Source organism: Pauljensenia sp. C0170B5 (genome assembly GCF_056590195.1).
This window is the reverse complement of the sequence record NZ_JBWPVR010000004.1, coordinates 48,969-74,406: the sequence shown is the minus strand read 5'-3', so window position 1 is coordinate 74,406 and position 25,438 is coordinate 48,969. Positions and strand designations below refer to the sequence as shown.

At 56.7% G+C, this 25,438-nt stretch carries 18 protein-coding genes; 5 read left to right on the top strand and 13 right to left on the bottom strand.

What is annotated here, in order from left to right:
- Nucleotides 1-2: 2 nt before the first annotated feature.
- The 3 genes from AC1EJZ_RS06725 to AC1EJZ_RS06715 are packed head-to-tail and all read right to left on the bottom strand — an operon-like array spanning nt 3 to nt 5,294.
- On the bottom strand, nt 3-1,490 hold the full coding sequence (locus tag AC1EJZ_RS06725; RefSeq protein ID WP_480294346.1) for a DUF5719 family protein: 1,488 nt from the start codon (nt 1,488-1,490) through the stop codon (nt 3-5).
- Nucleotides 1,487-5,020, bottom strand: coding sequence for a glycosyltransferase (locus AC1EJZ_RS06720; protein ID WP_480294345.1), 3,534 nt, complete (start codon nt 5,018-5,020; stop codon nt 1,487-1,489). Before AC1EJZ_RS06720 ends, AC1EJZ_RS06725 begins: the two co-directional genes overlap by 4 nt.
- Nucleotides 5,021-5,024: 4 nt before the next feature.
- Nucleotides 5,025-5,294 (bottom strand): WhiB family transcriptional regulator, encoded by a 270-nt coding sequence (locus AC1EJZ_RS06715; RefSeq protein WP_371935782.1) that lies wholly within the window; start codon nt 5,292-5,294, stop codon nt 5,025-5,027.
- A gap of 263 nt (nt 5,295-5,557) precedes the next feature.
- Between AC1EJZ_RS06715 and AC1EJZ_RS06710 the strand changes: the two genes are divergently transcribed.
- A complete protein-coding gene (locus tag AC1EJZ_RS06710; RefSeq protein WP_480294344.1) occupies nt 5,558-6,541 on the top strand; it encodes a hypothetical protein in 984 nt (327 codons plus the stop codon).
- A 56-nt stretch (nt 6,542-6,597) separates the two neighbouring features.
- On the opposite strand, the gene AC1EJZ_RS06705 is transcribed toward AC1EJZ_RS06710, so the two are convergent.
- The 7 genes from AC1EJZ_RS06705 to AC1EJZ_RS06675 all read right to left on the bottom strand — a co-directional run bounded on the left by AC1EJZ_RS06705 (nt 6,598) and on the right by AC1EJZ_RS06675 (nt 16,905).
- Nucleotides 6,598-7,359, bottom strand: coding sequence for an ABC transporter ATP-binding protein (locus tag AC1EJZ_RS06705; RefSeq protein WP_058237036.1), 762 nt, complete (start codon nt 7,357-7,359; stop codon nt 6,598-6,600).
- A complete protein-coding gene (locus AC1EJZ_RS06700; RefSeq protein ID WP_058237037.1) occupies nt 7,360-8,244 on the bottom strand; it encodes an ABC transporter permease in 885 nt (294 codons plus the stop codon).
- A 21-nt stretch (nt 8,245-8,265) separates the two neighbouring features.
- Complete coding sequence (locus tag AC1EJZ_RS06695; RefSeq protein WP_480294341.1) at nt 8,266-10,269, bottom strand: glycosyltransferase; 2,004 nt, start codon at nt 10,267-10,269, stop codon at nt 8,266-8,268.
- A complete protein-coding gene (glf, locus tag AC1EJZ_RS06690; protein WP_480294339.1) occupies nt 10,269-11,462 on the bottom strand; it encodes a UDP-galactopyranose mutase in 1,194 nt (397 codons plus the stop codon). Before glf ends, AC1EJZ_RS06695 begins: the two co-directional genes overlap by 1 nt.
- Before the next feature lie 126 nt (nt 11,463-11,588).
- Nucleotides 11,589-13,634 (bottom strand): DUF6541 family protein, encoded by a 2,046-nt coding sequence (locus AC1EJZ_RS06685; protein WP_058237040.1) that lies wholly within the window; start codon nt 13,632-13,634, stop codon nt 11,589-11,591.
- Between the two features lie 47 nt (nt 13,635-13,681).
- Complete coding sequence (locus AC1EJZ_RS06680; protein ID WP_480294337.1) at nt 13,682-15,562, bottom strand: glycosyltransferase; 1,881 nt, start codon at nt 15,560-15,562, stop codon at nt 13,682-13,684.
- A gap of 53 nt (nt 15,563-15,615) precedes the next feature.
- Nucleotides 15,616-16,905, bottom strand: coding sequence for a nucleotide sugar dehydrogenase (locus AC1EJZ_RS06675; protein WP_058237042.1), 1,290 nt, complete (start codon nt 16,903-16,905; stop codon nt 15,616-15,618).
- Nucleotides 16,906-17,003: 98 nt separating this feature from the next.
- Between AC1EJZ_RS06675 and wecB the strand changes: the two genes are divergently transcribed.
- From wecB to AC1EJZ_RS06660, 3 genes are read left to right on the top strand one after another with little or no spacing between them, the layout of a single operon-like run.
- Entirely contained in the window at nt 17,004-18,101 is a 1,098-nt protein-coding gene (wecB, locus tag AC1EJZ_RS06670; RefSeq protein WP_480294336.1) for a non-hydrolyzing UDP-N-acetylglucosamine 2-epimerase, read from the top strand.
- Nucleotides 18,098-19,252: a glycosyltransferase family 4 protein gene (locus AC1EJZ_RS06665; protein ID WP_480294335.1), complete on the top strand. Its 1,155-nt coding sequence runs from the start codon at nt 18,098-18,100 to the stop codon at nt 19,250-19,252. Before wecB ends, AC1EJZ_RS06665 begins: the two co-directional genes overlap by 4 nt.
- Before the next feature lie 57 nt (nt 19,253-19,309).
- Nucleotides 19,310-20,458 carry a glycosyltransferase gene (locus AC1EJZ_RS06660; protein WP_480294333.1) on the top strand — a complete coding sequence of 383 codons (1,149 nt, stop codon included), beginning with the start codon at nt 19,310-19,312 and terminating at the stop codon, nt 20,456-20,458.
- Between the two features lie 25 nt (nt 20,459-20,483).
- On the opposite strand, the gene AC1EJZ_RS06655 is transcribed toward AC1EJZ_RS06660, so the two are convergent.
- Together AC1EJZ_RS06655 and AC1EJZ_RS06650 are read right to left on the bottom strand one after the other, a co-directional pair.
- The gene (locus tag AC1EJZ_RS06655; RefSeq protein ID WP_480294332.1) at nt 20,484-21,743 is read right to left on the bottom strand and encodes a hypothetical protein; all 1,260 of its coding nucleotides are present in this window, start codon (nt 21,741-21,743) and stop codon (nt 20,484-20,486) included.
- Nucleotides 21,740-22,834, bottom strand: coding sequence for a glycosyltransferase family protein (locus tag AC1EJZ_RS06650; RefSeq protein ID WP_480294331.1), 1,095 nt, complete (start codon nt 22,832-22,834; stop codon nt 21,740-21,742). Before AC1EJZ_RS06650 ends, AC1EJZ_RS06655 begins: the two co-directional genes overlap by 4 nt.
- 165 nt (nt 22,835-22,999) lie before the next feature.
- Here AC1EJZ_RS06650 and AC1EJZ_RS06645 point away from each other — a divergent pair, with 165 nt between their 5' ends.
- Nucleotides 23,000-24,133: a glycosyltransferase gene (locus AC1EJZ_RS06645; protein ID WP_480294330.1), complete on the top strand. Its 1,134-nt coding sequence runs from the start codon at nt 23,000-23,002 to the stop codon at nt 24,131-24,133.
- Nucleotides 24,134-24,135: 2 nt separating this feature from the next.
- Here the strand turns inward: AC1EJZ_RS06645 and AC1EJZ_RS06640 are convergent, their stop codons facing one another.
- Nucleotides 24,136-25,353, bottom strand: coding sequence for a lipopolysaccharide biosynthesis protein (locus AC1EJZ_RS06640; protein ID WP_480294329.1), 1,218 nt, complete (start codon nt 25,351-25,353; stop codon nt 24,136-24,138).
- Between the last annotated feature and the right edge of the window lie 85 nt (nt 25,354-25,438).

Here is a 25,438-nt window from a genome sequence, read left to right as displayed (position 1 = left end):
GCTTATCGGCTGGGCGTCATGAGGATTGTTTCCTGGCCTTGTCCTAATCCGGCGTGATCCAGCCCTGTCACCGCGTGAAGCATACCTGTCGGTGTCTTCACACTCAGTGCGAGGCTGACGTGGACCGGCTGGCTGGCTTCGAGTGTCTGCTCAGCTGCTTCGTCCAGATCGATCTGCGTGCTCGTCCCGGCCGGCAGGTCGTATGTGAGATCCCCGATGCTCACCTGTGTGGCGTTCGCGCCGGTGGTGACAAGCACGGACATGGTGCTCAGTTCTGCACCGCTGGCAGTTTCGAGGGCTGTTGGACGAGCCACCTGCTCCTCAGCCAGAATGTCGCTCAGGAGTGCCCCGAGGTCCTGGCGAGCCGGGATGGTGAGCGTCGTGACGGGAGCGACCCCGACGGATGCATCTCTGTCTTCCCAGTGCGTCTGCGACCCGTTCCATTGGCTCCCAACCGTCTTCACCATCACGGTTGTCGCGATGGGCACATCTGATTGGACGCGAATTGCACGAGCCTGGTCATCCAGCGTGGAAATATCCACATCCAGAACTGTCCCATTGTCCACGGTGAGCTGGTCGGTGCCGGCCAACGGCGTTGTTCCCACGGGGTTCAGCACGCTCAACGTGACCTGCGCGTTCTCTCCGCTGGGTACGGCGATACGGATGGCTGCTGATTCGAGTGCGGTGCGATCCGGCAACGCTATGACGGAGTCCAGCGATGCTGGCTGCCCTGCAATTCGCGTCAGTCCCAACGGTGTCTCACCGTTCATGCCGGATGACTGTGCCCAGGCGATGACGCCGGGACCGTCGGCTCGAACGTGCAGTGCAAGGCGCGCATATCCTGGGAACCAGGAGGCTGCCAGCAGCGACATGCGTGATTGGGGCGGGACAACGACGGCAGGTCCTGGCGTGGTGGTCGGGCCAGATTCGCTGATTGCATCGATGGAAACCTGTGTCGACTTGTCGGATGGGTTGACCAGTTGGAGCACCACGTCCTCTCCCACGAGAGTACTTCCGAGCGCAACCCACTGGTCTTGCAGAGCTGGTCGGCATGTGTCGAGCACCAAGGAGCGCAGTTCTCCTCCGCCGTTTCCTGACAGCACCAGCGCGGTGGCACGTTGCACGCGCTCTCCTGTCACGGTGAGTGCCACGTGTGGTTCGTTCTTTGCAGCATCGTTCTCGCCAGCGTTGACACCAGAGGATCTGGCAGGTGACACCCACCATTGCGCCGGCATCCGCGTATTGCCGACGGCTTGCGGGTCGTCCAGGCCTCCCGGGCAGCCCAGTGTCACTGACGAGGGGGACGCCGTCACAACCGGAGCTTCAATACGGGCCGGGCCGATGGCACTGGGCTGCGTTGTGGCGGAGCGTGCGGCCAGGTAGCAAATTGACGCGATAGCCATAATCGTGATCAGTGCGGCGACCATCGGTCGCCGTGAGCGTGCCAGCTTCGTGCGGGGCACGGCTGTGGGTGTGTGCGCGGTACTCATGTGCGCCTCCTGAGTGGCACGAGGCCCATAATGCAGGCGGCTCCGGCCACAGCGAGCACAACGCGCCACAGGGTCTGCGGCCACCACGACCAGGTGATGACAAGGTGCCCCGATTCTGGCAGTGCAAAGCCTTGAGCCCAGGTGGCTTCCGAGGGTGTCACGTATTCAAGTGCGCGCCCGTCCACAGTGGCATGCCAGCGCGCATCTGAACGCTCCGCCCACACCAGGGTGGCAGGGACGCCCTCGTCCACCCCTGCTCCAGTATCGAGGGCGACTGACGTGCCGAGTTGAGTGGAGTCAATCGGCGTCGTGCCGATCCGTAAATGTGCGGGCTGGGCTGAATCTGGTCGGACTCTCCACAGGGCACCCGCATCCGTGTCACCTACTTTTTCCAGTGCCGCCACTTTGTCGAGTGATTCTTCGACGTTGGCCTGGCAGTGAGAAGCAGCCGCGTGGGAACCTTTCGATCCGGTGCACACCACTGTGTCGATGTTGTGCTGGTACAGGATGCGCGCAGCCTGCTCGTCAGGGGTCGCAACCAGCGTGGCGAGTGCGCTGAGAAGCTGCGCGGATGCGGGGTCTGGGAGGGCTGCATCGCCATCCGCCTCGCTCGGACTGACTGCGATCAGACGGGCCCATCGTGTCAGCGCTGAATCATCGGTCCATGACACATCCTGGGCGCGCAGGATCCACGCGGCCAGTGCGCCTTGAGCGCGCGTCGCGTCCTCGTCTTCCTGATGATCATGTGGACTGGCCGCGCCTGTCCCCTCGGCTGAGCCAAACGCTTCAGCGGACGGTTCGAGTGGGGCGATCACGAGGGTGCGTCCGCCTCGCGGTGATTCCTGTGCGTGAGTGGACACAGCTGGCAGGGCCGGGCGCGATGTGGCGGTGACTCTACTCGCCGTTGGGGGCGCCATCATCATCGTGACCCACACGATCATGGGGACCAGCGCGGTGCAGGCAACCAGTGCGGTGGCTGCGCTACGGATGAGAGGCGGGCGCTGCGACCATGCGCGCATGCGCACAGTCAGCTCACCGTCTTCAGCCTTGGCCGTGTAGTACGGACTGTCGCACGTTGACAGCGCGAGGGTCATGCCCAACAGTCCCAGTGAAATAAAGGGGCCGGGCCACGCATAGGCTACCGTGTCTGCAGCGAGCCATCCGACAGGGGCATGAGCATCGGCTCCCAGTGCCACTGGCACTGTGCTCACACCGTAGGCTGCGAACAGGCTCAGCGCTGCCACGGCCATTCCCCACATGCGGGTGAAGGGCTCATGGACACGCACAGGGAGGATGCTCAACAGGGCGCACACCGCCAGCATGGCAATAACGACCGCCCCGCAGATGAGCGCTGTGGTCAAACCGTGAATATTCAACCACGTCCATACCGACGGGTTGTGTCTGCTGAGTTCTCCGTAGGGGGCACGAATGTCAAAGGGCAGACCCAGTGCGATCTGCCAGGCCTGCGCAGGAGGAACTGCAAGTGTTCCACCGCCAGGCGTGATGAGCGCGTGCCAGCTCGTACCGCCAGTACGGATCGCCGCGCTGACCAATGGGGTGATCACAACTCCAGCAGGCACGAGGGACCACGCGAGGGCGGCAGCACGCCTCCTCCACCGCATCAGTGCAACCGCGGCGATCAGCACAGCCGCACCCATCAGGGCAGGCACCGCGCTCACGATGACGGCCAGGCTGATTGCCCCAATCCCCCACGCTCCGCCGGCACGGACATGGCGGTCAACAGTGGCCACACCATCCGCGCTCGGGACGATCAGTGTTGGCTTTGCGCGGCTGATCAGTCGGATCCAGCCCCACGCTGCCAGGGGAAGAAAGACGTGGACGAGGGCGGCGCTGAGACGTCCCTGGAGTAATGCCAGCAGCAATGTCGGGGCGCAGGCCCACACCATGCACATGACGACTCGCAGGCGCACTGAGGTCGTCACAGCGCACGAAAGGGCCCACATTGTCAGGCACGATGCCGGTATGGCTGCGGCCAGCAAAAGAGCAGTCGCATACGTTGGGGATACTCCCAAGGCGCACAACGGCGCAATGAGCACCGTGAGAAGAACGAGGAACGGGTCAGGAACAGCAGCAATTCCACTGCCTGACGGCAACCACCATGTCAGCGCGGCTTGCGCCGTCTGTTTCCATGTCGATGGCAATGCAAGCCAGGCACCTCCGCGCAGGGTGGACAGATGCGAGTGCCAGAGGACGATACTGAGTGCGACAGTGATCACGGTCATCACTGTGAACGTCACAGCACTGGTCATGCGGTAGCTGCGCAGTGAGGCATGCTGGATGGGGTCGCCCTCGTCCATGTCGTTGCGTGCGCGAATGGTGCGGGCTCGAAGTTTACGGGCGCGCCACACCTCGCGCGGACTGGCTTCCACTGATGCGAGTACTCGTCGAGGCAGTGTGGCGGTGCGGGCGGCGAGGTGGCGTGCGCGAATCAGGTCGGGCGTGTGCGCGACCAGCTTGAGCCAGGCGCTCAGCTCAGGTATCGCCAGGTGGGCGGCACTGGTCATGATCCTGCCGATGGCACGCAGCGGTGTCCACACGGTCAGAGCCACCATGAGCAGCGGAAGTTGCCACCACGGCACAGCCACCATCCAGTTGAACAACTGGGCATAGCGGCGTACCTGGAAAGACGCGTCATCGGGATGGTCAGTGCCTTGGTCACGCAGGCTGGCCTGTTCATGTCGCACTCGTGCCTTCGGGGCGACGACGACGCGGTACCCGGCGCGCCGCGCCCTGCGGCCGAACTCCAGTCCGTCACCGAAAGGTCCGAGGTAGGGGCTCAAGCCGCCCAGTTTCGTCCATGCCTGCCTGCTCACCAGCATGCCGGCGGTGCCGACCGCGAGGACATCGGACGTGTCATCGTATTGACCTTGATCGATCTCATCGGGCATTACTGTGTCGACTCGCCGTGCTGAACGGGTGGCGCGAATACCCAACTCAAGGAGGCGTGAGCCGTCCATTGCGACCTGTTTGGCACCGACCACGCCGATTGTGCGTCCGCTCTGGGCGGTATTCCACTGACGAGACAGACACTGTGGGTGCGCCACACAGTCATCGTGCATGATCCACAGCCACGTGGAATTATCGATCAGTTCAGCCACGCGATCGTTGTCGGCATACGCCCGGTGGATGGCGTCAGAGAGGTTGCGCGCACCTGGTGTTGAGACGAAGGTGGTCGGAACCGTGAAGTCACGAATGGCATTGTCGAGCGTGGCGTGTTCGTCAGCCTGGGCGGCAGTGTGAGGTGGCCGGGAATCCCCAGCTTCCGCATCGATGATGACGAGGTGTTCGGGCTGTTCGGCCTGGGAATCGATACTGACCGCGGCTGCGCGGCAACGGTTGTCATTCGTCGAACGGGTGACCAGCACGGCGACAACGCCGTGAGCAGTGTGGCCGCGCGCGCGGCGTGAACCTGGCTCATCGCCATGAGGTGAGACGTCAGCGTCTGATTGTTCAGGATTGGACGAGGGTGGCGTAGTGTGCGCCGAGCGGTGCGAAGCGCTGGAGGTCATGTCATCAGCCAGCGGCACGGCGCAAGCGGCGACGCTCCCGTTCGGACAATCCGCCCCAGATTCCGAATCGCTCATCATGAGCTAATGCGTATTCCAGGCACTCTTCGCGCACTGAGCATGATTGGCACACAGCTTTCGCTTCGCGCGTCGATCCTCCCTTTTCCGGGAAGAAGGCTTCTGGATCTGTCTGTGCGCACAGCGCATGCTGCTGCCACGCCAGCGGGCCATCAGCACGGGCAAATGCCTCGACATCCGCAGCCTCGGACCATGTCAGAGGTCCGTCACCCAGGATGTTCCACACGATTTATCGTCCCCTCGCCGTAAACAGTTCGTACCTGAATTACACCGTTGTTATCCGCCGGTGTCAAGTTCGCTTGCGATTTTTTCTCCGCCACTCGGCGTGTCGAGTTGTCGCTGTGTCGCATCGCGGGTTAGCGTGGCCACTCACGGTGACCTAACCGTTATTCAGCCTGCAATGTCACGGGTTTGCGCGGGCACACCCCCCGTTCCCCCGCCTTTTTCGCTAACGTACCGAGTATGACTCTTCATCAGCTGGTCAGCCTGCTTCAAAGACAGCCGCTGCCACTACTGACGTGGTACGACCTTGCAGCCTCCCCCATTGAGCGCACCGAGCTCTCCGGCCCTGTTCTGGCCCGCTGGTTCTCCAAGATCGCGAACCTTTTGATGGAGTATTCCGCGATGAACCAGTGGGGTGACCTTGCCGGCGCCGGCAGCGGTGACAGTCGCAGCATCAACGCGCCGAGCGGGCAGGTCGCCCTCGACGATCAGGACTGTCAGCCGCGCGGACGGATCTGCGTGGACATGCCGTCTTCGTGGCAAGGGTGCCTGTGGGCGGGTGCCTCGTGGCTGTGCGGGTGGCGCACCGTTGACGCGGCCCTCATGGACGAGGGGGACGCCGACATTTTGATCACGGGCGAGGTGTCTGAGCGGGCGTGCGCCGCTGATGAGGCCGGTGTCAGCGTGTATGCGCATAACTTGTCTGCGCTGGCGTTGCAATGGGACGGGGACCTGCCCGGCGCGATGATGGATGCGATCGCTGAGGTGTCGGGGTACAACGATGAGCCGGACTTCGGTGTTGATGAGTTGCCTACTTTTTCTGCCGGCTGGCGGGTCGATGAGCCCTCGAATCTAGCGTGGGAGCAGGTGTGGGAGACTGACGGCGGCGCGCCTGGCGCTGCGCACGATGAGGGCGCTGCGTCGGAGTCTGTGAATACGGACGGCGGTGTGACGGAGTCCCCACGCGGTGACAGTGCTGTGCCCGGATCTCCACGCGCTGACAGCGCTGCGCCGGCATCTCTGCGCGGCAGCATCGACCTGCCGCCTCGTATCGCTGTGATGAGCCGGGGCCTGGTTGCAGATACGAGCTTGTTGCTCTGGGCGCTGAGCCGCAGCTGCCCTCTGGTCATCATCGCCTGCGGCGGGCTGGACCAGGACGATCCAGCCGTTGCCGACCAGATCGCCCGCATCGCTACCCAAGAACGCGCGCAGCTGCGCCCTTAGCCTTCTGGCGGCTTCGCACAGCGCGGGTGGCCCCCACTCCGGCGGCACACTGGTTCTTATCGAGAGGCGCGGAGGAAGTCGACGGCCTCAACGATTGACCCATCGAACTTCTTGACTCCATGATCCAGCACGATGCCGCGCTCACAAATGTTCTTTATCATTTCGAGGTCATGGCTGACAACAACAAGCGTCTGGCCGGTACCCCGAAGCTCTTCCATCTTCGAAATACACTTGCGTTGGAAAGGCTCATCTCCCACGGCGAGGATCTCATCGACCAGGAAGACGTCAGGCTCGCAATGGACGGCAACGGAAAAAGCAAGCCGCATGTACATACCTGAGGAGTAGAATTTCACCTCAGTGTCGATGAATTTCTCGATCTCGCTAAACGCCACGATCTGATCGAACTTTTCGTCGATCTCCTTTTCTTTCATGCCCAGAATCGCCGCATTCAGGTAAATATTTTCGCGTCCGGTCAGATCCGGGTGCATTCCCGCGCCAACTTCAATTAAACCGGCGATTCTGCCACGGGCCAGAACAGTGCCCTGATCGGGGCGCATCACACCACTGATCAGTTTGAGCGTGGTGGATTTTCCTGATCCGTTGAAGCCGAGCAGTGCCACGGACTCACCCTGGTGGATTGACAATGACAGGTCGTCAAGCGCTTTGAAGGAATCGTCCAGTTCGTCTTTGCGCCCCTTCAAAGTCCACACCACGTACTCCTTGATGGAACGGGTGTGGCGCAGCCGAAATTCCTTGTCGAGGTGTTCAAGCCGGACCATCTCGAGGGCTTCGGACCCAGAATTGTGAGGATCGTTCATTTACAACTCCTGTGCGAACTTACCTTCAAGACGGTGGAAGACCAGTTGGCCGATGAGCAGCACACCAAACGCAATGACGAAGGATCCCATCATCAGTGCGGGCATGTTTGGGGCCATGAGGTCCCAGCTCGTATGGCCGGCTTCGACAACGCCTTGCGTCGGTGCCCAGAAGCAGAAGTGAGACAGTTCGACGCCCATCGCAAGAGGGTTCAGCATGTAGAGGTTGACAAGCCACCGAGGGAAGACATCCGCCACCATATGCCATTGGTAGAACACAGGCGAGACCCAGATAGCAACCATCGACAGCAAGTCAACGAAGTTTTCAGCGTCACGGAAAAAGACGTTGAAAGCCGCGAAGAGCAGACCTAAACCGAGGGAGAACATGCCGATCGTCAGCACTGAAAGTACACCGACCAGAATGTGCACTGGGGTTGGTCTCCATCCGAAGAGGAGTGCTCCGACTATCAGCACAACGATCTGCGGAACAACATGGACGAAGGCGACCCACAAGCTTGAGACCGGGAATAGCTCGCGTGGTAGATAGATCTTGCCCACCAGCGGAGCGTTCCAGATAATCGATCGCGTGGTGTTGGACAGGATCTCGTTGAAGAAGTTGATCATCACCATGCCGGCGAACAGGTAGACCACGTAGCTGGGAATGGAACGACCCAGGCCCATGAATTTACCCATTGCGATGTAGTAAACGACCAGTTGGACCGCTGGTTTTACATAGCTCCACACCATGCCCAGCGCGGACCCTCTGTAGCGTACCCGCAGTTCTTTCTTCACCAACAGGCGCAGGAGGAAACTCCATCGTCCCAAGTCGAGCAAACCGGCCGAATGGCCGGGCGCTCGAAGTGGGTATTCACTCAGTTCTTTAGTCATCAATGGAAGAATTCTGTTCGATCAGTACTCCGCGGCGGCAGTTTCACTTGGTTCATTGGACGTGATACCAAAAGTCTTCGCCCACTCGTCGAGCGAGACGATATGCGCAAGAGCCTGTCGATATTGCGCCGAAAGTTCATCCCAGCGGCTGATCAGTTGGCTTCTGGCCGAAATTGACTGACTCAGGAGCTTGCGCAGTTTCCGTGGATCTCGTTTGTACCATGCTGTGCCAGAGCCGTCCGCTTTCGTGACGAGGACAGAGTCAAACTGGCTCAAAATAAAGTACTTCGAGTCAGCGTGTGCAACAAATCCTTCCGGATGCTGTTTTGCGCTTTCTTTCGGAGGCGTCATCAACCGGATCAGTGTTTTCAGTGTCCAAGGCCCCAAGGTCAGCATATTTGGCCCCTTGGGTAGCCCTTTCTTGAAACGCGAACGGCTCAGACGATTAATCGGCGGGAAGGCATCCGGCTCTGACTTGTACTGCGCGTCAGTAAAGTTCTTCGTCATTTCACGAAGCTGTTGCATGCGCGTCTTGAGGGTGCGGTGGAGATGCTCAGGGCCAGACAAGATATCGCGCACTGCCATCAGTCGCGCTGACTGGGCGTAGTATTCAGCAGATACAGAGTGCTTCACGTCAAGTGTCGTGAGCTCGTACGGCAGGCGGCCACCGTGGTCATATGGCGAATGCAGAAGAGCCGTCAGGATCCTGTTGTGCTCGTGGTAGTACGCCTGCCAGTCGCGTGCGTCGTCTTTGTCACCCCACGCTACGTGCCACAGACCTGCCCCTGGGAGGGTCACTGTGCTCACGCCATGCTCGGAGGCGCGCAGCGAGTATTCAAGATCGTCCCACTTGATAAAGATCGGCAAGGACAAGCCAATTTCTTTGATCACTGAGACAGGAATGAGCGTCATCCACCAGCCGTTGTAGTCGACGTCGAGTCTGCGGTGCAGTTCACGACGCTGACGGAGATTAGCCAGTGCAAGATCAATGCGATTCTCAGTTCCCGGAACAGGTCCCCACAGCCAGCGCCACGTATTGATTCCCTCGCCAAAGGAGTGAGCAACTGCACGGTCATTAAGATCGAACATCTGCCCACCGACGATCGTGCGGTTACGGCACAGTGATGCGAAGCGAACCAAACGTTCGACTGATTCGGGGTTCACGATGACATCGTCATCAAGCAGCATGTGGAATTCTGTCTCGTCAGCTTGTACCGATTCGTACATGCCGCGCGAGAATCCACCGGAGCCTCCCATATTTCCCTGGTGGATCATGACGAGCCTATCGCCAAGCGACTCCGCTGCTTTCGGATAGAGCTCATCATCGCTGACGTACTTGTTGCCCTGATCGACGACGTATACCCGTTTGAGGATATCCTTCAGGTTTTCGGCTTCACCAAGGGCGAGGATTGTCTTTGCGCAGTAATCAGGGCGATTAAAGGTGGTGATGCCGATCGACAGGGACGCATCACCGTCAGGGCACGCGTCCACTTTCCAGCATCCGGAGAGGAACTGCGCGTCTTCATCTGATGCAATGACGTCGAACCAGATCCAGCCGCCATCGGCAAACGTCTTCAGTGAAATGTCGAACTCAACGGTCCGCGAATCGACCGTTGCGGAGTCGATACGCACAAAGCGCCCCTGAGCGTTGGACTTATAGACCAGAACCGATGCACGTCCTTTGATCGTCACTTCGAGACGTGCTGCTGTCGCACGGGTCCACTGGCGCCAGTAACTCGCGGGAAACGCGTTAAAGACTGACGCGAATGAGACTCGAAGACCTCCAGGCAGCCTCATTGTCGAGTCCCCGTTGATCAATGCGCTATGGTCTTCGCCCCCATGGCGTTGCATGGCAAGACTACGCAGTGTGGCATTGCGCGCCTTCTTGCTGCCGGCATCAATGGGTTCTGTCGAATTGTGTGCCCGGCCGAAATCTACATACAGGGGCAGCAGATCCTCTTCCCCCTGTGCGGGAAAGACTATTCGCGCGACCTGGGTGTAGTCCTGGTGTGACGTGATGCTCATCAGTTGTTTTCTCCTGACTTTAGCGGCGTACCATCAGCGAAGTGAGGCTGAAGAACGTTGTCGAACATCGTCAGCGCAGAGGCGATCGCCATGTGCATGTCGAGGTACTTATATGTTCCAAGCCTGCCGCCAAACAACACATTGGGCTCTTTGTCAGCTTTGGCGCGGTACTTTTCCAAACGCTCGCGATCATCGCTGGTGTTAATGGGATAGTACGGTTCGTCGCCTCGTTCAGCAAAACGGGAGTATTCGCGATGGATTACCGTCTTGTCAGCCGGGTAGTCGCGTTCGGGGTGGAAATGGCGGAACTCATGAATTCTGGTGTACGGAACATCCAGGTCTGCGTAATTCATCACTGATGTTCCCTGGAAATCTCCGGTGTCGAGGATTTCCTCTTCCAAGTCGATGGTGCGCCATCCAAGGTCACCCTCGTCGTAGTCAAAGTAACGGTCGATCGGGCCGGTGTACACAACTGGAATCTTGCCGACAACATGGGATCGGCTGAGTTCGTGTGAATCGTCGAAAAAATCGGTATCGGTGTACACCGTGATATTCGGGTCGTCCACCATTTTTTCCATCCACGCGCCATAACCGTCGGTTGGCAGCCCTTCATAGGTGTCGTTGAAGTACCGATTGTTATAGGTGTATCGAACTGGCAGGCGCGAGACGATCGATGCGGGAAGGTTCTCTGGCTCTGTCTGCCACTGCTTGGCTGTGTAGTTCATGAAGAATGCTTCATAGAGCGGACGCCCGACAAGGGAGATTCCTTTTTCGACAAAGTTTTCCGGCTTCTTGTCACCCAGTTCGGCGGATTGCTCTTTAACGACCGCGCGCGCCTGGTCGGGAGTATACGCCGCGCGGAAAAACTGGTTGATGGTGCCCAAGTTGACCGGCATGGGAAACACTTCGCCGTTGTGAGTGGTGTAGACATGATGCTGGTAATTCGTAAAAGAAGTGAAGCGATTGACGTATTCCCACACCCGCTCGTTGGATGTATGGAATAAGTGAGCGCCATAGCGGTGGACCTCAATGCCGGTGGTTGGTTCTTCTTCCGACCATGCGTTTCCACCAATGTGGGAGCGCTTCTCAATGATGGCGACTTTGAGTCCAAGCTCTTCTGCAGCTCGTTGCGCGATCGTCAGTCCAAATAGGCCCGCACCCACCACAACGAGATCCGGTTGGTCCTTCTCCACTGCATTCTCCTTAATCCTTAATTGGCGCGGTTGCCTACCGCAGGATGCACTTAGCTCTAAATGCTAGCGCCTTTCGGCTCTGATTTAAGGTAAGCCACCACAGACTACTCAATCGCACAGGCATCGTCATTTCTCCTCGCAAGGTGTGATCTTCCAGAGCGCCGCAGTTCCGCCTCGATCAACCAAGCGCATATGCCTCGTCAAGAATCGACCTTCGCGCAGTCCCACAGATAGTGGGCGCGTATCTGCTTCTTCCGGCCAATATGTCAACGAGTCGGTGTAATAGTACTGAATGTCGTGCGCATTCAGGACGCGACAGATTTCAGGATCTTCCAGCATGTCTGAGATGTTATAGGCGGCATCAAGCAGGTCAGGATCGTATGACCCGGTGATGTGGCGGAAAGTGACATCAACATTGGCAACCGCATACAACAAGGACGAACCATTCATCGGATCTCCGATTACCTCGGCATCCGGGGGGATTTCTTCCTTTATTCTCGCCATCATCGTTAATTCAGCATCAGAGACCAGAGAACTGTAGCCCTGTTGGTTCAGCTGCATATAGTTCAGGTACAGTTGGTGCGCTCCTACTGTGCGCCCGTATTTACCCGTTGGGACGTATAGGAGCCCGATCGTGACTCCGAAACAGGTCAGCAATAGCAGGGGACGCAGTGAGCGTCGCTTGTCGTCCGCTCCCAACGCACGCGCGCAGTGCCAGTGCACGACATGAATCACCGTCGCCAGCGCGACTATAGACACCGGCGCAGCTATGAGGGGAATTGCTGAGCCTATACGAGCAGGATCTGTGTACCACAGGCCCACGAGCTTCAGGCCCGGTTTCCACAGTACTGCAGCAATCAGATATAGGGCTACGATGGATGCCCAGGCCGGAAGGACCCATCCCTGTTTCTGACCAACGCAGACGAGAATCCCACCTATTGTCAGAATTCCCAGTAAAATTATCCCTTGCTGATTGCCGTGTATTTGATCGGGAAGCTGGGCGTCAATTAGCGCTCCCCTCAGCTCGCGCTGAAACTCTCCAAATGGTTTCAGACGTTCATATCCGGTAGTTGATCGCCAAAAACTTGTGCGTGTCAGGCCGAAGAGTCCTCCGGCGAGGACAAACGGCATGCTCCACGCTAAGATTTTCCAGCTTGCTCCCGCACGGACCCGGTTCTTTCCAAGCGCCGCCAGGTGTCCGATAAAGCGCCACACGACAAAGACAAAAGCGACGATGACGCCCGTCGGATGGGCGATGCCGATAGCACCAAGGCCCATCACCATAAGGACGAGCAGTGAGGCCCTACGTGAGCAGTGATTACGCAACATTTCAACAATGATGCTCGTTACCAAAGGGACAAGCACGTATGACAACGCAGTCGGCCACAGTGTTCCATATGAGATCAGACGTTCGGGAAAGGCCGTAAAGCAGCTCGCGACTATAGGTCCGATCGCCCATATCCACGTTCTGCGCTTACTCAGTGTTGCTGCAAGCATCGTTGCAGTGAAGGGCCATAGAAGCGCAGCGATGACCAGTGCAGAAACGTTTGCCGCAGCCACCACGTCTCCCGCTGTCCCTGGAACAGCCAATACTGCCCAGTCATGCCACCCCGCAGGATAAAAGACTGGTGTACCATCTGACGTCGCCACGGCACCGAGATGCAGAGTCGATGCGTCCCCTGTATCGAGGATCCACCGTAAGGCATTCAGGTGGAAAACAGCATCCCAAGTTTGTGGGGGGCGCGCCGGGTTGCCTATGGGAGCAATCACTCCGTAGGCGCTGACCAAGATGGCCAGCATACCGCCCAGAGAGTACGCCACGATATTCGCAGGTGGTGGAATTCGAATGCAGGCAGTCGAGCCAGATACTCGCGCGTGGTTCGCACTTCGTCGGCGACGTATGAGTTGTTGGGCTCCTCGCACAACGTATGCGCCTACGACCCACAGGAGTGTCCAGCTGATGTAAGTTCCCCATCCCCATGGACGAACAGCCCTTTGTGCCACGATCGCTCCCGTCCCCATGAGGAACACTGAGAGCAAGGGAGTGGCGATCAGGAAGATACGTCTCCGATATCCCATTGCCCATGCAAGCAAGGCGCCCGGAAACACGATCGCAATGAGTAAAAGAAGGAAGCCGGGGAAGACATGGATCCATGGTGACAAGTCAGTCATTCTGATACATCAACTTCCTTAGGCAGCAACGAACAGTTGGACGAATTTCAGGCTTGCGGCTGGCTTAGCTGTCTCCATAGACGATATCCCGCCCGTCTCAAACCGGTTGGCACAATTCGGTAGGTTGCACGTATTGCAAGATTACGCACTAGCTGGCCTCGAGTCGTTATTCCGTGACTTCTTAGCCGACGCTGCAACTCGACCTCACTTTTCAGTAGCCGAAGTCCTCCGCGCCGCTGGTAGGCCCCCGCTCCCACCCGATACTTCACGAGGACGTCGGAAAGATTGGTAACTCGCGCACCGCTAGCAACCATCCGCGCGAAAAGCCAGTAATCCTCCATCAGGTCCAGATGCTGATAGCCACCAACTTCCTTCACTGCACTTGCACGGTAAACGACCGCGGGATGGTTGAACGGGTCATGAAAGGTAAAGGCGCTCACGATGTCATGCTGGTGAGTCGGCTGCCTTCTGATCATCCCAGTGCCATTTTCGTCTACTGAAAACTCCACGATCGCCGCTCCCACAATGTCAAATCCCTGCTCCATGACTGGCAGCTGGCGTGCAAATCGTTCAGGAACAGAGATATCGTCGGCATCGGCTCGGGCGACAATGTCGTATGAACAGTGCTGCAAACCCGCGTTCAAGGCTGCTGAAAGGCCTCTGTTACGCTCCAGTCTGATGACTTTGACCGGTATATCAGCGACGAGGTGTGGCGATCTGCCATGACGCGCAGAATCTAGGATCTCATCTATTTTCGGGCTCACGGGACCGTCGCACACAATGACGATCTCGTTAGCAGCAAGACTCTGGTCTGCACCTACAGACTGGAGAGCCCTCTGGAAATGTGCTGGATCGTCCTTGATGTATACAGGCAGGAGAACTGAGAATGGCAGTGTCTCATCTGACGCGGCGCCTTCCGCCACGGAAGTATCTGCCTGCTCCTGCTGTATACGCTCGCATAGGTCACTTGTCCCGTTTTGCCCCTGCCTGCTTGCTCGTCGATCCAACTGCGCTGCTTCACACGCCACTGGCGTATCCGAAAGCACATCGGCGGTAGAGGACGGCTCCTCGTTTGCCTGCTCCACGCCCTCTTTCAGGTAGTTCCACAGCTGAGTGCGATCAGGGGACGTGGCCAGCAAGCGTACCCAGCGCATCGTGGTCATCGCCATGAATGCGCACCGCTCGATCGGCCCAAAAGCCTGCGAACGTCCGAACGCCCACATCTTGTTTCGCACCTCGTTGACGAAGCGTGCGCCAGGGCTTGCCGTAGAGTTTCCAAAAGTTTTCGTGCGGTGTTCGACGCGCGCGGCATCAACATACAAGCCCACTCTGCGTCGAAGAAGACGCGCTGTGTACTCAAAATCGTCATTCCACAGGAAATATGCCGCTTCGGGCAAACCGTCTTCGCGGATCGCTCGCACGTCAAGCAGGATCGCCACAAAAGATGCCGTTCGAATCTGGTAGCTATCTGCCGCCTCAGCATGCTGATGCAGGACAGGTCTCAGGAAGGCGCGGCGACGCGGCTTGTTCATTGGATGCTCACGCCCATCGAACCATTCCGCCCGACACGCCATAACTGCAGGTTCGCCCGGATATTCTGCCCGTGCTTCCAAAAGTCGCTCGAGGGCGTCCACGTGTGGCACCGTGTCGTCATCCATAATCCACACAAAGTCAGCGCCTCGGGATACTGCTCGGGCAATGCCGGCAGCAAATCCTCCAGCGCCACCGAAGTTCGAGGGAAGCGTGACGGTGTCTGTGACGGCCTCACTGCCTTGAATGGCCTGCGGTGTGTCATCCGTCGAGGCGTTGTCTACCACGATGATGTCGTCAAGCGGCCGGGACTGCTGGGCTAGCGCTCCAAGCGTTTCGCGTAGGAGCTCGGCTCTGTTCCAGGCAACAACGACGGCAGCAATTCGCGGGGCAGTCATAGCGCTCATCTTAGGCGAGGTAGGCGGATTCTCGGGGCACCTCGCCCAAGGCCTCATTCACCGATTACCATGCGTGGGGTTCCTGCCCATGTGGCAGGATCGGTCACCCGGCGGCCGTCGAACAGGAGGCGAATGCCGGGCAAGTCCTGAGCAGTCATGTCCTTGTACTCAGGATGGTCCGCCTGGATAATCGCAGCGTCGACCGGCTCACCCAGGTGGTAGGCGTCCCATCCGAAGTGTGCGAGTTCATCATCGGTGAACATCGGGTCATGGACCAGCACCTCAGCACCACGCTCACGCAGGGCGTCAACTGTGGCAAATACACCGGAAAATGCTGTCTCCTTGACTTTGCCGCGGTACGAGGCTCCCAACACGACAACTTTCAGATCTTTAAGGTCTCCGAGGACGCCCTCAACTCGCGAGACCACGTATTCAGGCATGCCCGCGTTGAACTGGCGAGCTGTGCGCACCACTGACGCGTCGGGGTCAGTGGACAGGTACAGGCGCGGGTAGACGGGAATGCAATGCCCGCCAACAGCGATTCCGGGCTGGTGGATGTGGCTGTATGGCTGTGAGTTGCATGCGTCGATGACACGCTTGACATCGATGTTGGCCTTGTCGGCGTATACGGCGAACTGGTTGGCAAGCCCGATGTTCACGTCACGGTAGGTCGTTTCTGCAAGCTTCGCCATTTCTGCAGCTTCGGCGCTGCCCATGTCCCACACACCGTTGGGACGAGGCAGGTCGTCACGCTCGTCAAAGTCAAGGACGCTGCGGTAAAACTCCATGCCTTTGTCAGTGCCTTCCTGGCTCAGACCACCTACCAGCTTCGGGTAGCGTCGCAGGTCGGAGAACACGCGGCCGGTCAGTACACGCTCAGGTGAAAAGACGAGGTGGAAGTCCTCCCCTTCTTTCAGGCCGGAAATCTCCTCGATCATCGGCTTCCAGCGTCCGCGGGTGGTGCCCACCGGCAAAGTCGTTTCATAAGATATCAGTGTGTCTTTGGTCAGGTGCTCGGCCAGCGAGCGTGTGGCCTGATCCATCCATCCGAAATCAGGTGCCCACGTCTCATCGTTGACAAACAGTGGAACGACTATGACGACTGCCTCCGCTTCTGGGATTGCTTCACCGTAGTCCGTGGTGGCGCGCAGTTTTCCGGCGGGTACAAGCTCAGCGAGTTTTTCAGCCAGGTGAGCCTCCCCCGGGAATGGTTCGCGTCCCTCGTTGACGGTTGCAACCGTTTTGTCATTGACATCAACGCCGATGACGTCGTGCCCTTTGCTTGCAAACTGGACGGCGAGCGGCAGCCCGATCTTTCCCATAGCCACAACTGCAATACGCATGAAAACTTCTTTCCATCTGTCAGCGATAACGCACACATTCTAACCGCTTCCACACGATCATCCCAGCATCTCAACGTCTCCACTGATAAAGTGCCCACATGCGCGTTGTTTCAGTTGTCGGGGCACGTCCCCAATTCGTCAAGTTGGCGCCGATTGCCCACGCTTTTGATAAAGCTGGGATCGATCACGTGATCGTCCACACCGGGCAGCACTACGACCCTATGCTTTCAGACGTTTTTTTCGAGGACCTCGGTATTCCCGCGCCTGACGTTCACCTGGGCGTGGGATCAGCTTCTCAAGGCGTGCAGACAGGGAAGATGCTGGCCGCCCTCGACGATGTGTTTACCGGCCATAATCCTGACTGGGTTCTTGTGTATGGAGACACAAATTCCACGTTAGCCGGGGCTTTGAGCGCTGTGAAGCTCCATATTCCAGTCGCACATCTGGAGGCGGGGCTCCGCTCTTTCAACCGCGCGATGCCCGAAGAAATTAACCGCGTCATGACCGATCATGCCGCAGATCTGTTGCTGACGCCCACTGATGAAGGTGCCCGCCACCTTGCCGATGAAGGTTTGAAAGAGCGCACCGTCATTGTCGGAGACGTGATGACTGATGTCCTGCTCCAGATCCGCGACCAGGTGAAAGATCTGCCCTCCCCTGTCATGAACGAGCTTGGGCTAGCTGAAGGATCCTACTCGCTGGCCACGATTCACCGGGCAGAAAACACCAATGATCGCGACCGTCTGCTGTCAGTGCTCGATTCCCTAGGACACGTGGATCATCCCGTTGTGCTGCTTGCCCACCCCCGCCTTGTTGCCAAGTGCAAGGAGCATGGCATCGAGTTGTCGAATGATCATCGGCGCGGGAACCTACTCGTTCATCCCCCGCTGGCATATCCAGACCTCATTGCCTCAGCGCTTCATGCACGTGGTGTGATCACTGATTCGGGAGGACTGCAAAAGGAAGCGTTCCTGCTGCGCGTTCCCTGCACGACGGTCCGCCCACAGACCGAGTGGGTGGAAACCGTACATCTTGGCTGGAACAAGTTGGTGGAGCCTGGCTCTGATTTGATAGCGGCCGCTTCACGTTCTTATCCGGCCAAACCTGCTGAAGCTGATGCCCATCCATATGGTGATGGCCACGCTGCCGAGCGCGTGGCAGAAGTACTGTCGAACTGGGCAGGGCGCGTCAGGTGAGTCGCGTCGTTCTTGCCACCCGGGTCTTCGCCCCCGAGCCTGCGGCGGCCGCCCTTCGTCTGCGCGGGCTTGCGCATGCGCTCGCGATGGATGGGCACGACGTCACCGTCTTGACCTCGCGTTTTGGTTCCCTTCGCGGTTCGGTAAGTGACGAAGGCGTCCTGATCAAACGCTTCCCTGTTCTGCGGGATTCTGCTGGCGCCGTGCGTGGCTATGCGCAGTACATGTCCTTTGACATTCCCCTGTTCTTCCGTCTTCTGACATGCCGCAGACCCGATGCTGTTGTGGTTGAGCCTCCTCCTACGACCGGGTCCGTCGCGCGTATCGCATGCAGTCTCCGGAGAATTCCCTACGTTTATTACGCGTGCGACATTTTGTCTGACGCTGCCGAAGCCGAACATATGAAGCCTCTGGTTGTCAGGGTCCTGCGCAGTATTGAGCGTTTTGCTCTCACAGGTGCAGAACATGTTATCGCTGTGTCTGAGGGGGTTGCTCAGCGCGCTCAGGAGCTGGGGGCAGCCAATGTGAGCGTAGTGCCCAACGGCGTTCAAACGCAGGAGTTACTTGACCGTACTCCCCTGCCCGACGGTTTTCCTCACGCTGGCGGCCCGGTTTACCTTTACGCAGGTACCGCCTCATCGCTGCAGTCTCCTGACGCCTTTATCAGGGCTTTTCCGCGCGTCAAAACCGTGTTTCCAAAGGCTGTTTTGGTCTTTCTTGGACAGGGAAACGCATGGGATGACCTGGTTGAACTGGGTCGAGCAGCATCCACGGACATTGTTTTCCATGAGCCTGTTCCTCCTGATCAGGCTCAGCGCTGGTACGCCAGCGCCGATGTTTCACTCGCATCGATTCGCCCCGGCGGTTACGACTACGCGTATCCCACCAAGATCCTTGTCTCCCTTGCTCAGGGAACACCCGTTGTCTATATCGGGCAGGGACCTCCTGCCAACGACATTCGCAATTCCGGTTTAGGGCGTACCGCAGGCTTCAGCCCGGACGAAGTAGCTGACGCGATGATTCAGGCAGGAAATATGGCAATGCACCGCGAGGCAGGCGAGCGCGAGAGGCTGCGCCAGTGGGTCGTCTCGCATCGTTCGCTGCCAGCGACATCCAGGCGCGCGGCACAGGTCGTTGCGCAAGCCTTTTAGGTTCACGGTATTTAGACAGAGCACCATGCCTTGTCAAAGGCAGAAAGAAGCGAGCACATGAGTCAGAAGCCACGTATTTTGTGTCTTTCGTTTTCTCCTCTTGCACGCGACGCACGCGTACTTCGCCAGCTGAGCGTACTTCAGGAATTCGGCGACGTCACAACCGTTGGATACGGGCCGACAACCCCGTATTCAACCGAGCACCTTGAGGTTCCTCAATCTGCTGCCTCTTTGCCTCAGACACCATCCGGTGTCGCCAAGCTTGCGCTTCACCGTCACTCTTCGGTCGACCTGGATGCTCCGGCCACGAAGGAAGCGTTGCGTCTTCTGGAAGGACATTCATTTGATGTTGTCGTGGCCAACGATGCACGGGCACTGCCTGCCGCACTGACAGCGGCTCACGGCGCGCCGGTGTGGGCAGACTTGCATGAATGGGCACCGGAGGAACGCACTCAGATTCTCTCGTGGCGCCTGCTCGTCGCTCCCTGGATTGATCACATCTGCCGCACATGGCTTCCACAGGTGAGCGCAGCGACAACTGTCGGGGGGAGAATTGCCTCGTTGTACGAGCAGCACTATGGTATCCGGCCTCGTCTTATGAGGAATGCGGCGCCATGGGTCGATCTTTCCCCTAGCCCGGTTAACGACTCCGGTCCTATCAGACTGGTTCATTCAGGCGGCGCTGTTGCAGGCCGCGCGCTGGACACTGCAATTGACGCCGTGATTGAAGCCGGTGATAATTTCACGCTTGACCTGTATTTGGTGCCGGCGAATGATAAAGGTAAGTATTTACGGGAACTACAAGCCAAAGCCAGTGGATGCGATCGAATTACCTTTCATGACCCTGTTTCCCCTTCTGATTTGCCTTTTGTCTTGAACCAGTTCGATGTTGGTGTCTACTGGATCAAACCGATTACAACGAATGCCCGCCTAGCTTTGCCAAACAAATTCTTCGACTTCATTCAGGCGCGGCTTGCCTTGGCCGTCGGCCCTTCTGTAGAAATGACGGACGTAGTCAATAAATACGGTTTAGGAGTGTTATCTGGCGGCTTCGATATTCCGCAAATCGTAGAGTCTTTGCATTCACTTGATTCACAGCAGATACAAGCATTCAAACAGGCTAGCCACAAAGCTTCACATGCCTTGAGCTTTGAGAATGAAGCTGCGGTTGCTCGGACTATTATGGAAGAACTATTGGGCTCCTAGCTATCGGAGTCCCGAAGGAAAAGCTTTAGGCGGATATCCAATTTTCATATAGCGCACGCGCGCTCAGTTCACCATCGTGGACAAGCGCAAGATAGCGCTTATTTTCTTCGAGGATTGATTCACGCCTGTGCTTATCGCGAGCAAGAGTTGCAATGGTTTCTTCCAACGTGTCCGCTTGCGCCTCGACAATGGGGCATTTGATTCCGGTAGTTTTCTCGATATATGTGCGAAAGCGGGTATCAATATGCGCTATCGGAATGCATCCCGCTCCGATCGCTTCGAGCGACGTTGTTCCATAAATACCCATCGTGATTTGTTCAACCAGAAGATCTGCATTTCCCAAGGCTACGGGCATCTCATTCCGAGGCACTGATTCGAGAAATCTACTCTCCACGATTCCTTTCGCATCAAGGCGCTCGAGCACGGGAACTATTTGTTCAGAGCCCTTCAACCAAGAGCGACTTGGAATATGTGCTACCTGCAGGAGGCTTCGTCTTTCGCTCGACGTTTTGTCTCCCATTCCGCTACTCTTTGATCCCCACTCGTCAGGGTTAATCGCGAGTGGGCACCAATGAGCCTGCGGAACATCGTCAAGCAGATCTGGCGTCGAAACGAAAACTGGTACTCCTAAACGCTCGATCAGCTGCCGGTTACGATCTGAACGTCGTTGGAGTAGTTGCGTCTTAGGGTCGTTTTCATCGAAAGGAGAGAAGTGGATTCGCCGCGCATGCGCGCGAGGATTTCGCGTATCAGAACCATGGGACAACACGGCGACAGAAACTCCCCGCGACTGTAAAGCTCGCACTTCTTTTTCAACGCTGAAGTTAAATAGTGGCCCGAAAAGAGGCTCCTCCGCCTCGACCAGCACATGCGTAAACTGTGAGACCTGTTCGAAATACTTGCGTGCCCAATCCTTTGAGAGCGTGAAAACGCCGTAGGGAATAACTCGATCGGATCGGAATGGTAACGCTCCAGGAAAGTCGACCATCACATTTTGTGCATTTATGTTCGGATAAGAACGTTCTAGAGCATGTGCCCACTGCCACGCCTGTTCCGCAAAGTTTACGGGCGCAATCAGTACTCGAATAGGCGCGTCGGGAATCGCAAGCGGGGATGGAAGCGGGTAGGGCTTGTATCCTTGAGCTCTGCGAATTACCGGATATAGGGGGCTACCCGGCCCTGCAAGCTTCATGACAGTATCAGCCACAGGCGCAGGTAGGGAAAATGCGGCGTCGTGGAGAAAATCAAGCAGGCGGGCACGAAATGATTGATTCATCTTTGTCACTTGCTTTCTGTCAAGACTTCGGCAACAGAGCGAGCACGGTCTCTCCACGTATTAGTCTGAGCCGCTATGCGAGCATTCCTCGCTTTCTGCTTAACGTCCTCAGGGTGAGCTTTCAAGAAAGTCAAGATCTGGGCAATATCAGCAATTCCGTAATTGACCTGCCAGCCTGCATCCAGTTTGTTGACGATCCGTGCGGCCTCGGTTCCAGCTGTCACGAGAACTGGTCGCCCTCGCGAAATATACTCGAACAGTTTCGCCGGCGCAGCAAACTTCCGGTAGTCACTCGGCTCAACAGCAAGAATGCCGATGTGAGTATCCGCATACAGCGGATCAAGTTCACTTGAATTCAAGTGATGCACATGAATCTGGTCGCTGCCCAATGAAGAGTCCTGAGCAAGGGCTGCCTTCCATTGTTCAGGCCTCGTCACTAGCTCCAGTTCAATACTTGGTTCTTGTTTAAGGGCTGCGAAGAGCGCATCAAGACGATAATGCCCGCCGAGCCCACCGACATAAAACAATCTCAGCGGACCTGTTGGAAGCGGCATTGTGCGTCCACTATCCCCTGCGGGTGGAAGAGCAGAAAACGTTGCGTCGTTCGGCAGGTTGAGATAGGTTGCCATGCCTTCAGAGGGCAGGAAAAAATGCACATTATTGCGGAGGTATCCACGCATATCGAGTCGGTGAAAAAAAGGCGACAGCTTGCCAATGACAGTTTTTGCTGGGGCATGTGCAAATTTCCAGTAGATATCGCGGTAGAAAACACCCGATGGGATGCCGTGCCTGCGCACAAGACTCAAGATCGCATTATCAAGCATCGGCGCAAATCCTGACTTCACGCTCGTAGCGAATACATTGGGTTGCGTGGAGTTCTCGCTGTAGAGAAACTCCGGCTTCATCCCCTGCTGAAGCTCCCGTCTTAACGCAGCCAGCTTCCTGCGCCTTTCAGGCGTCGTCCCTGACATATCAATCACGTGGTAACCGATTTCTGCGAAAGCGCGCCGCATCCGCAGTGGACGCAAACGAGAGGCTGCAGTAGGATTTTGCTCCATCGGATAGGGCGCATGAAAAATCATCGTCGGTGTGGAATGCACTTTGAGCCTCGCATCATCAGGAATTGGATGACACTATCCTACAGGGCGCCAGGATAGCTCGAAATCCTCTATGCTCAAAAGATGACAGGGTCCTCAGTCAGCTCGTTATCGTTTTCACCTCATGTGCTCCTTCTCCCATCGTGGTATCCGAGTGCCAGTTCTCCTTTGAATGGAACTTTCTTCCGCGAACAGGCCCAGATGCTGAAAAAAGCCGGCTTCACAGTTGGTATCATCGCACTCACGTCCCAGCAACCCTGGAAAGCGGCCGAGCCACTCAATTTCACTATCGAGGAGGGGATTGGCGTTGTCCGCGGTTCCGTCAGAAATATCCCCTCAGAAAAGCTGCCCGGTGAATTCTCCGTGATTGCACTTCAAGCGAAAAAGGCTTTTCAACTGTATGAGGCCCATTGCGGTAGACCAGCAATCGCGCACGCCCATTCAGTTTACCCAGGAATTTATCTCGCTGCTGCTGCGTCAAGACGTTGGTGTATTCCTTATTGCCTCACCGAGCACCGACCTTCGTCAATAAAACGAGCACATAGCTCACCGCGTACCCGCGAAATTATGCGCCTTGTCAGAGCAGCCCAGGGACGCGCCACCGTGTCTCCACTCTTTGCAAAAAAGCTTGAATCGTATTATTCCACATCTCCTTGGACAGTCATCACTTTGCCTGTTCCTAATGACGCCCAGAGCGTTTCCATACCTTCCTATGTCTCCGGAAGTGATTTTATTTTCAGCCACGTCTCACATCTTGGCGACAACAAACGTCCAAAACTCACTATCCGAGCTTTCGCCCGGCTACGCAACACCATTCCGCATACACGGCTTGTAGTAATAGGAGGAGGAGTATCAGGAGAAATAGCTCGCCTCAAAGCGTATTGCACAGATCTCGGCGTCGCGGATGCGGTTGACTTCCTCGGCTCTCGGCCCAGAAATGAAATCTTCAATCTGCTGTCACACACACATGCGTTTGTGCTTGCGAGCGCTGTCGAATCAGCCGGCGCAGTGTTCGCAGAGGCGCAGATGGTAGGCCTGCCCTGCATCGGAACCCGAACGTGGGGAGGACAATACATGATAGGGCCTTCGGAAGGTGTAACCGTTTCGATAGACGATGAAAGCGAGCTTGCACAAGCAATGCAGTTTGTCGCCTGTGATGCCCTCTACGGCAATCCACGCATTTTTGAGCCAGAACGAATCCGCAAACGGGCACGCGAGCGATTCAGCGAAACGACGTTTGCCACTTCATCAGGCAAATTCTACCGTGACAGTCTCGACTGCTTCCGCAGGCATATGTCTTAGACCTACGAGATAGAAGATTCAGAAGCAGGCAGCTTCCTGTCAAAATCCACGGCGCATTTCCACGCTAGCAACAGCATCACACCCAGCATTAGTGCCATAAGCCCGCCAAGAGCAAATACGGTCGGGAGCAAAGTCAGCGGCGAGAACCACAACCACAATAAAGGAACAACACAGTACAAAACAGCAAAAATCAGCATTCGACGTTGATTTTCGGTAACGACAAATATGTTCGATATGGGAGAAGTCAGGACCGTCATATACAGCCATGGTGTAAGTGCTTGAGCAAAATAGCCAGCCTGATCCCACTGGGCGCCAAAAACGAATGGAAATAGCCATGGTGCCAGAACGAATAGCAAAGCAAATGGCCCAATTGCAGCAAACGCTGCTCGAATCAAAGTAAAACGTACAAGACCTGACATCTTCCCATGCTCAACAACTGCAAGCTTCTTGAGAAATACCTGCGAAACTGAGCCTGCTATAAGTCCAACGGGAACTTGCATAATGGCCCACGCTAGTTGAAATTGGCCAAGAGCGGCGACGGCCACTGAACCAATCAACAAATTAATCCCCATATTGCGAGCCGAGTCTACAAGTACGTTTGGACCGTTTAACAAGGGCATCTTTCTATAGCGCCTCATTAGCGAAAGCATCGAAGGCGCATTATCCGGTATGGGTCCACGGAGCTCTGGAGTGCGGATCTTTATTGCGACAAACCCGACCAACTGACCCATGATCGTTCCCGTTATAAGACCGACCAGACCTCCCTTCCACAACAGTCCCATTATAAGTTGAAAGAAGACAATACTTGTCGACTGAAGAACCTGGTTGGAAGCAAGAGCTCCGAATCTCTCTTTTCGCGTCAACCAGTACTGAATATTCGTTATCTCTGCCACCAAGAAGACAGTCAAACCGGAAATCATTAGCCATTTCGATAATTCCTGGGATTGATGATACCTATCTTCAAGAAACTTCGAAAATATAATACAAAATAGTGAAGTCAAAAAAGAGGAGACCACTATCGAACGAGTTGCAATCTTTTTCAAAACACGAGCAACAGTATCTGATTTGGGCAACATCTGGGTAACATCAAATCTCAACGCTGCTACGGCGATAACGAAGGAGGTAATGGTTCCATATATTCCGAAAAGCCCTTTTTCGTAGTCAGTATAAATTCGATTGATAAAAATTTGAAATATAAAAATGACGATCTGGGAGATCATGGTTCCCGTCATCAGAGTCAAGATCGCAGATACCACTGGACTACGATTCTTCTCGCGCAGCAGCTTTTCATGTAGTCGATGCCAG